Below are 2,548 nucleotides of genomic sequence, written 5' to 3'. Positions count from 1 at the left end.
CGCCGAAAGCGTGGCTGCGGTCCTGCTGATGCTGATCGAAGGTGCGACGCTGCTGGCGCAGATGGGGCAGGCGGACACCGCCATTCGCGCCGCCCGCAAGACGGCCCTGGACATCATCGCCGCTTCGCGCAGGCCGCGATGAGCCCGCTGGTCATCGGGCTCGCGCTGTTTGCCGCGATCCTGCACGCCACCTGGAACGCCTTCCTGCGAACCGGGGGCGACAGGTTGTGGACCGTCACCGTCATGAGTTTCTCCAGTACGGCGCTCGCCATTCCCTTCGCCATCTTCCTCACCCTTCCGGCCGCGCCGGCCTGGCCCTATGTCGTGCTCTCGGCCTGCTTGCAGGTCGGCTACAGCGTGTTCCTGGTGGCCGCCTACCGATATGGCGAACTGGGACAGGTCTATCCGATCGTTCGCGGCAGCGTGCCGCTGCTTGTCGCGCTCGGTGGATTCCTCCTGGCCAACCAGCAGCTCACCCAGCCGCAGACCGTCGGTGTTGCGTTGGTCGCCGGCGGCATCATGGGCCTTTCGCTCGGCAGAGGCCGGGCCGCCACGACATCGATACTCTATGCACTGGCAACGGGAGCGATCATCGCCGCCTATGCGACGGTCGATGCGATCGGCGTCCGCGCGGCGGGAAATGCCGGCGCCTACACCGCCTGGGTTCTCGTGATCTATGGTGCATTGCTGTCGGCGACCTTCCTTGCCTGCCGTGGCCGGCTCATTGTCGACCTGCGGGCGCCGGAAACCTGGAAGGCGCTGGCGGGCGGCCTGTTCGCGCTTTTGGCCTATGGTGTCGTGGTCGCGGCCTTCGCTCGGGCCGGCCGCTCCCATCACCGCGATCCGCGAAACCAGCGTCGTCTTCGCCGCCTTCATCGGACGCCTGTTCCTCGGCGAGATGCTGACGCCGCGGCGGGTCGGCGCCTGCGCCGTTGTCGCCCTCGGCGCCATCTGCCTCGGCTATCAATGACCAAAATGCGCGTCGTGCGGAACCCGATAATTCCTGATGTTGCCGACAGGCAAAATCGGCTAGCCTAAACGCCCGAGAGCAACAGATCACTTTCGGGAGTCCTCATGGACCTTGCCACCATCCTTGCCTTCACGGCTGCCTTCTTCGTGTTCGCGGCCAGTCCCGGTCCGGACAACATGACGATCCTCGCCCGCACGATCTCCAACGGTGCCGCGTCGGGTATTGCCTATGGCGCAGGCACTGTGGTCGGCATCCTCATCTTCCTGGTCCTCGCCGTCTTCGGCCTGTCTTTCATCGCAGCCAAGATGGCGATCGCCATGACGGTGCTTCGTTATGGCGGAGCGATCTATCTGATCTGGATGGGCATCAGCTTGTGGACCGCCGTGCCCGTGGTGCCGGACCTGCAACCCATCTCTGGACGGCGCGGGCTGCTGGCGATCTTCGCGACGGGTATCGCGCTGAACCTCGGCAATCCGAAAATGCCGCTGTTCTACGTGGCACTGCTGCCGAACGTGGTTGGCACGTCGCTCGACGCTGGTCATCTCGGTGTGTTGACGATGGTGATCCTGGCTGTCGAGGTCGTGGTGATCGGYGGTCATGTCATCCTGGCGGGCCGCGCCCGCAGCCTGCTGCGCACGCCGAAGATCGTGCGCCGGGTCAACCGCGCGGCGGGCGGAGTGATGATCGGCGCCGGCCTCGCCGTGGTCGCCACGCGCTAGAGCAATTCCAGGAAAAGTGTGAAAAGCGCATAGCGCTTTCCCTCAGGGAATTGCGTCAAAACAAGAGATACAGAGATGTCGCGCAATCGCAGGGCTATTTTCTGCGCTGTGACGCTTCGGCCTGATCAATGATCTTGCGCAGGAAAGCGACGTGTCCGCGGAACGCGCGCCGTCCGCTCGTCGTTGCCTTGACGCGTGTCTGCGGCCGGCGGCCGACGAACAGCTTTTCGATATCGACATAACCGGCCCTGACCAGCGTATCGAGATGCGCGCCAAGATTGCCGTCGGTGGCGCCAACGATGGTCTTCAGCCGGGTGAACTCCAGCATCTCGCGCCTTTCCAGCGTGTTCAGGGTGGCCATGATCCTGAGTCGCGTGCTCTGGTGGATGATTTCGTCGGCGCTCATCGAGCGGCTCCGGTGCGGTCAAGCCAGACATTGTCATCGACGCGGCAAACGCCATGGCGCGCCGTCTCGACCGTCCCAGATAGCGCCGCCTGCTGTTGTGCGATCGACATCGAAGCGCTCCTGCGTCTGATGCAGAATACTCTGCAATCCAGAGCTATCTGTCAATTCATTTGCAAGGGTGGCGGGATCATGCTTGACAAGGTGATGCTGCGATCGGTCATCGCATTGCTCTCGTGATCTATGTAGATCGTCCGCCTGCACGAGATGATCAATCCAAACAAGCAGCAGGTGTTGATGTTCGCGGCCGAGGATCAATGCACAAAGCCGCTCGCTGACCTTCTGAGCTTCGCGGCGCGATCGGTCTAGCGGGGTGCGGAGAATGTCGGCGGTGAACTGCTGGCAATGATTGAAGATCAGCAGCGGATTTTTGTGATGATCAGCATGATCGTGAGC

3 protein-coding genes and 2 pseudogenes are annotated in these 2,548 nt (G+C 63.0%); 3 read left to right on the top strand and 2 right to left on the bottom strand.

Annotation, left to right across the window (positions count from 1 at the left end):
- From ACXJ7R_RS29745 to ACXJ7R_RS29735, 3 genes and pseudogenes are all read left to right on the top strand, one after another.
- Positions 1 to 142: pseudogene (locus ACXJ7R_RS29745) on the top strand (TetR/AcrR family transcriptional regulator); the annotation flags it as partial.
- Positions 139 to 970 (top strand): annotated as a pseudogene (locus ACXJ7R_RS29740) (EamA family transporter). The pseudogenes ACXJ7R_RS29745 and ACXJ7R_RS29740, both read left to right, overlap by 4 nt.
- 104 nt (positions 971 to 1,074) lie before the next feature.
- Positions 1,075 to 1,689 (top strand): LysE family translocator, encoded by a 615-nt coding sequence (locus ACXJ7R_RS29735; protein WP_457154941.1) that lies wholly within the window; start codon positions 1,075 to 1,077, stop codon positions 1,687 to 1,689.
- A 94-nt stretch (positions 1,690 to 1,783) separates the two neighbouring features.
- On the opposite strand, the gene ACXJ7R_RS29730 is transcribed toward ACXJ7R_RS29735, so the two are convergent.
- Positions 1,784 to 2,095 (bottom strand): transcriptional regulator, encoded by a 312-nt coding sequence (locus tag ACXJ7R_RS29730; RefSeq protein ID WP_457154940.1) that lies wholly within the window; start codon positions 2,093 to 2,095, stop codon positions 1,784 to 1,786.
- Between the two features lie 33 nt (positions 2,096 to 2,128).
- The coding region (locus ACXJ7R_RS29725) for a hypothetical protein (protein WP_457154939.1) at positions 2,129 to 2,548 on the bottom strand (420 nt) is incomplete at its 5' end.

This window comes from Mesorhizobium sp. P5_C1 (assembly GCF_054049815.1).
This window is presented reverse-complemented; position numbering and strand designations above follow the sequence as displayed.